The organism is Methylobacterium sp. B1, assembly GCF_000333255.1.
Classification (GTDB): Bacteria; Pseudomonadota; Alphaproteobacteria; order Rhizobiales; family Beijerinckiaceae; genus Methylobacterium; species Methylobacterium fujisawaense.
The window spans coordinates 1-5,439 of the sequence record NZ_BACT01000782.1 but is presented as its reverse complement, the minus strand read 5'-3'; the positions used below and the strand labels follow the sequence as shown (position 1 = coordinate 5,439).

At 68.7% G+C, this 5,439-nt stretch carries 5 protein-coding genes and 1 pseudogene; 2 read left to right on the top strand and 4 right to left on the bottom strand.

What is annotated here, in order from left to right; all coding sequences use genetic code 11:
* The first annotated feature begins 161 nt into the window (after positions 1-161).
* The gene (locus I53_RS22745) at positions 162-833 is read left to right on the top strand and encodes an ankyrin repeat domain-containing protein (RefSeq protein ID WP_083936129.1); all 672 of its coding nucleotides are present in this window, start codon (positions 162-164) and stop codon (positions 831-833) included.
* Positions 834-981: 148 nt separating this feature from the next.
* Here the strand turns inward: I53_RS22745 and I53_RS22740 are convergent, their stop codons facing one another.
* The gene (locus I53_RS22740) at positions 982-2,109 is read right to left on the bottom strand and encodes a polyamine ABC transporter substrate-binding protein (RefSeq protein WP_051045000.1); all 1,128 of its coding nucleotides are present in this window, start codon (positions 2,107-2,109) and stop codon (positions 982-984) included.
* Positions 2,106-2,462: a RidA family protein gene (locus tag I53_RS22735; RefSeq protein WP_043354990.1), complete on the bottom strand. Its 357-nt coding sequence runs from the start codon at positions 2,460-2,462 to the stop codon at positions 2,106-2,108. Before I53_RS22735 ends, I53_RS22740 begins: the two co-directional genes overlap by 4 nt.
* 182 nt (positions 2,463-2,644) lie before the next feature.
* Here I53_RS22735 and I53_RS22730 point away from each other — a divergent pair, with 182 nt between their 5' ends.
* The gene (locus I53_RS22730) at positions 2,645-2,908 is read left to right on the top strand and encodes a GlsB/YeaQ/YmgE family stress response membrane protein (protein ID WP_043354988.1); all 264 of its coding nucleotides are present in this window, start codon (positions 2,645-2,647) and stop codon (positions 2,906-2,908) included.
* 80 nt (positions 2,909-2,988) lie between these two features.
* On the opposite strand, the gene I53_RS22725 is transcribed toward I53_RS22730, so the two are convergent.
* Together I53_RS22725 and pnp are read right to left on the bottom strand one after the other, a co-directional pair.
* Positions 2,989-3,210: a DUF2892 domain-containing protein gene (locus I53_RS22725; RefSeq protein ID WP_043354986.1), complete on the bottom strand. Its 222-nt coding sequence runs from the start codon at positions 3,208-3,210 to the stop codon at positions 2,989-2,991.
* Between the two features lie 783 nt (positions 3,211-3,993).
* Positions 3,994-5,439 (bottom strand): annotated as a pseudogene (gene pnp, locus I53_RS22720) (polyribonucleotide nucleotidyltransferase); the annotation flags it as partial.

Below are 5,439 nucleotides of genomic sequence, written 5' to 3'. Positions count from 1 at the left end.
CCGCCCGCGGCACTGTCCCGGACGATGCGGAGGGAAGACGCGAGGCTGCCAAGCGCCTGCGCTTGTCCCCGGCAGCGGGCCTTGCAGCGGCCCTGTCCTTTCCGATCACATGGATCGCATCACACAGCGCCGAATCACGGGGCGCCGGGGAGCGATCGGTCATGTCCATACCGATGGGGCATCACAGGGACCCATTCCGAGGGCTGCACCTCGCACCCATCGCCGCCACCGTCGCCCGCGGCGATCTCGCCGGCATCGCCGCGCTGGCCCCGGGCGTGAACCTGTCCGACCGCGGCGACCAGAACATGACCCTCCTCGAATGGGCGATCTGGAACGGGCAGCCGCGCGCAGTGTCCGCGCTTCTCGAGGCCGGCGCCGACCCGTCCGAACCGGGCCTCGACCAAGAGACCGTCATGCACATGGCCGCGATGGTCGAGGATCCGCACTATCTGGAGATCCTGCTGCGGCACGGCGCGCCGGTCGATCCCGTGAGCGTGCCCCGTCACTGGACGCCCCTGTTCCGTGCAGTCCAGAATCGCCGGGAGGCACAGATTGCGTCGCTGCTGCAGGCCGGCGCGGATCCGAACCGGGTCGATGACACCGGCAATTCCCTGCTCCATCTGGCAGCGCAGGTCGGTGCGGCCAATCCGTGGGTGCTGAGGCTGCTTCAGGCCGGCCTCGACCCGACGCTGCGCAATGCACAGCAGAAGACATTCCAGCCGTATTTCTTCACGACGCCCGATCATCTGCTGAATGATGCCGCGCGGCAGACCCGCTCCGCCGTCCGCACCTGGCTGATCAATCACGACATCCCGCTGGACGAGGCGCGCTGACGGGGCATCCACAGGGTCCGACGCGTCAGCGCGGCCAGGGCATGCCCGGGTCGGCCACGCCCCATCCGTCCGATCCGCCTCGAAGCCCCAGCGGGACATCGCATCGGCGGGGAGCCGACAGGCACACGCCCCCCCCGGCTCTCGCCCGTCAGCGCCCGGTGCGGACCCGGGTCCAGAGCCGGGTGACGAAGCGCTGGGTACGGTCGTCCCAGGCGGTGTTGATCGACAGGCGCTGCATCGTCGCCTCGTCCGGGTAGATGCCGGTATTGTTCAGGATCTCGGGCTTCACGAATTTCTTCGCCGCGAGGTTGCCGCTGGCATAGGACACGAAGTTGGTGTTGGCCGCCGCCACATCGGGCCGCATCATGTAGTCGATGAAGGCCAGGGCCTCGGCCGGGTGGGCGGCATCCTTCGGGATCGCGAAGGTGTCGAACCACATCAGCGCGCCCTCTTTCGGCACCACGTAGGCGATGTCGATCCCGTTCTTGGCCTCCTCGGCCCGGCGCTTGGCCTGCATGATGTCGCCGGAATAGCCCACCGCCAGGCAGATATCGCCGTTGGCCAGCGCCTGGATGTATTCCGACGAGTGGAACTTCCGCACGGCGCCGCGCACCTTGTAGAGGGCGTCGGTCACCAGGGTCAGGTCATCCCAGCGCTTCGAATCCGCCTTGGCGCCGAAGACCGGGAGCAGGCTGGGGATCAGATCCTCGGGGCTGTCGAGCATCATGATCCCGCACTCCTTCAGCTTGTTCGCCGAAGCGGGATTGAGGACGACGCTCCAAGAGTTCAGCGGCGCATTGGGACCCAGCCGCTCGCGGACGGCGGCGACGTTGTAGCCGATACCGGTCGTGCCCCACATGTAGTCGACGGCATAGGTGTTGCCGGGGTCGTAGGCCGCCAGCCGGCTGGTGACCTCCGGCCAGAGATTGCCGAGGTTCTTGAGCTTGGACTTGTCCAGCGGCAGGAAGGCGCCGGCCCGGATCAGCCGCTGCAGGTAGGGCCCCGACGGCACGACGATGTCGTAGCCGGACCGGCCGGCGAGCAGCTTGGTCTCCAGGATCTCGTTGTTGTCGTAGGTGTCGTAGACGACCTTGATGCCGGTCTCGCGGGTGAAGGCCTCAAGCACCTTCGGGTCGATGTAATCCGACCAATTGTAGATGTTGACGACCCGCTCCTCGGCGGCCGGGGCCGGCCGCACGAGGGGCAGGGCCGCCAGGACGCCTCCCAGCAGGGCGGCCGCGGCGGCCGCCAGCACCGAGCGACGGCGGCCGCTCATCGGCTCTTCGCGGCCACGATCACGATCTCCACGAGGTACTCGGGCGCCGCGAGCTTGGCCTCGACGGTGGCGCGCGCCGGCGGGTTCTCCGGGGAGACCCAGGCATCCCACGCGGCGTTCATCTCCGCGAAGGTGGCGATGTCGGCGAGGTAGATCGTGGCCGCGAGGATGCGCGCCTTGTCGCTGCCGGCGGCGGCCAGGAGACGGTCGATCTCCGACAGGATCTGCTGGGTCTGGATCGTCACCCCGGTGCCGACCGTGTCGGACGCGACCTGACCGGCGAGATAGACCATGTCGCCGAAGACGACGGCCTGCGACATCCGCTTGCCCGGCTCGATCCGCTGAATGTCCATACCCGCCTCCACAACCTTGAGAACCGGCGTATCTGCCGTCGCACCCACCCGGCCGTAAAGGGCCACACACGCACGCACCGCTGGAACACGCGGAAAATCGTCACCGCGGGGCAGGGTGCGGGCAACCGTCGCGGGTCTCGAAGCGTTCTGCCGCCATCGACAGTCATGCTTTGGGGTTTGTCATGGGTATCCTCTGGACCATCATCATCGGTTTCCTCGCGGGCGTCATCGCCAAGTTTCTCATGCCGGGACCGAATGAGCCGGCGGGCTTCATCCTGACGACGATCCTCGGCATCGTCGGCGCCTTCGTGGCGACGTTCCTCGGCCAGGCCGTGGGCTGGTACGGGCCGAACCAGGGAGCGGGCTTCATCGGCGCCATCGTGGGCGCCGTGGTGGTTCTGTTCATCTACGGCATGATCGCCGGCCGCCGCACCACCACCTACTGATCCTTCCGGCCGACCCGGAAACGATGAGGGGCGCCCCGCGGGGCGCCCCTTTTTCTTTGTCGTCCGATCGGCCTGCGCGCTCAGAAATGCTCGGAGGCGGCCTTCACGGCGCAGTGGCCGGTCGCGCCACGCACCGCCAGGCCGACGCCGACGACGAGCGCCAGCAGGCTCAGAAGCTTGTTGGGCCGCGGCTGCGCGGCCACGGCCGCGATCCCGAGTCCGAGAGCCACCGAGACAGCGCGCTCGGTGGTGGAGATGTTCGGCTCCCCGCTGAAGATATCGTGCATCATGTCGTTGGCCATGGACGGATCCCTGTTGTGAAGGTCGCCGGTCGAACGCGGGCGCGCCGGCTGCGTTCCCTTCGCGGTCGGACGGGGCGGCCGCGGATGCCGCCGGACCCGTCGCGCAGGGTGCCGGACGCGGTGGCGATCCTGGTCCTCGCTTACACCCCCGGTGTTCCAGCGCGGCACCCTAGCGCTGCGCCGGCCCGTGACCCGCCGAGGCGAGGCTGCGGGTGCTCGACGACGCCGTGGACGCGCCGCCGGGCCGGAGACTCCGCGGGCCGTGCTGCGGCGCCTCGCGGAGGCCGAGCATGCGTGTCCTCCGGACTGGGTGATCGCCCTCGCGGATCACCGGTCGCCGTCGATCAGGCCTCTTACACATCGAAGGCGCAGGGTCTGTATCCGCCGTTTGGCCTTCGGCTGGCGCCCTTGTCCGCGTGGATCGCGCAGACGCGCGATGTCCTGAAACCCGGAACGGCTTGGGCCGTCGCCCCACTCGCGAGATGACGAGCGACGGGCGCTGATCGCCAAGACAGGTCATGCGCAGGCGTGGCAGCAACGTCCGCTTCGGTGCGTCTGCAGCCGGGACGCGAACCGTCGCGAAGCCACCCGTCGCAGCCCCCATGCGGTCGAACCGGGCAGACTCTATTCAAGTGCGCGTCGCCGCGCCCGCGATGAGGGAGGGGGCACCGCTCCGGGCGGAGGCGGGGCGATGCGCCATGAAAAAGGGCGCGGCCCCGAAGGACCGCGCCCATCTGAACCATCCCGCGCCGGCCGAAGCCCGCACGGGGTGCGTGCGCGCGCTTACTCGCCCGCCTCGCGGCGGCGCTCGCCGCGGTGGCGGCCGCCCTCGCGGGGCTCGCGGGACTCGCCGTCCCGCTCGCCGCGGCTGGAATCGCGCTCGGCCTTCACCTTCTCGGTGATGTCCTCGCCGGTCTGCTGATCGACGACCTTCATGGACAGGCGGATCTTGCCGCGGTCGTCCTGACCGAGGAACTTCACCTTGACCTTGTCGCCCTCCTTGACGACGTCCTGCACCTTGGCGACCCGCTGGGCGGCGAGTTCCGAGATGTGGACGAGGCCGTCCTTGGCGCCGAAGAAGTTCACGAAGGCACCGAACTCCATGCACTTCACGATCGTGCCGTCGTAGATCACGCCGACCTCCGGCTCCGCCACGATCGAGCGGATCCAGTTGTAGGCCGCCTTGATCGCCTTGCCGTCGGCCGAGGCGATCTTGACGATGCCGGTATCCTCGATGTTGATCTTGGCGCCGGTCTTCTCGACGATCTCGCGGATCACCTTGCCGCCGGTGCCGATCACGTCGCGGATCTTGTCGGTCGGGATCTGCATCGTCTCGATGCGCGGCGCGTACTCGCCGAGCTCCGGACGGGCAGCGGTCAGGGCCTTGGCCATCTCGGCCAGGATGTGGGCGCGCCCGTCCTTCGCCTGATCGAGGGCGACCCGCATGATCTCCTCGGTGATGCCGGCGATCTTGATGTCCATCTGGAGCGAGGTCACGCCCTCGTCCGTGCCGGCCACCTTGAAGTCCATGTCGCCGAGGTGATCCTCGTCGCCGAGGATGTCGGACAGGACCGCGAAGCGCTCACCCTCGAGGATGAGGCCCATGGCGATGCCGGCCACGGGACGGCGCAGGGGCACGCCCGCATCCATCAGCGACAGCGAGCCGCCGCAGACCGAGGCCATCGAGGACGAGCCGTTCGACTCGGTGATCTCCGACACGACGCGGATCGTGTAGGGGAACTCGTGGGCCGGCGGCAGGACCGGGCGGATCGCCCGCCACGCCAGCTTGCCGTGGCCGATCTCGCGACGGCCGGGGGAGCCCATCCGGCCGGTCTCGCCGACGGAATAGGGAGGGAAGTTGTAGTGAAGCAGGAAGCGCTCCTTGTAGGTGCCTTCCAGCGAGTCGATGAACTGCTCGTCCTCACCGGTGCCGAGCGTGGCGACCACGAGGGCCTGGGTCTCGCCGCGGGTGAACAGCGACGAGCCGTGGGCGCGGGGCAGGACGCCGACCTCGGAGACGATCGGGCGGACCGTCTTCAGGTCACGGCCGTCGATGCGCGAGCCGGTGTCGAGCACGTTCCAGCGCACGACCTTCGACTGGGCTTCCTTGAAGGCGGCCTTGACCTTCTCGGCCGGGAACTTCTCGGCACCCTCGGGGCAGAGGGCGGCCATTACTTTGCCTTTCCGGCGTCGACGGCGGCGTACGCTCCTGCTTGACGGCTTGGTGTA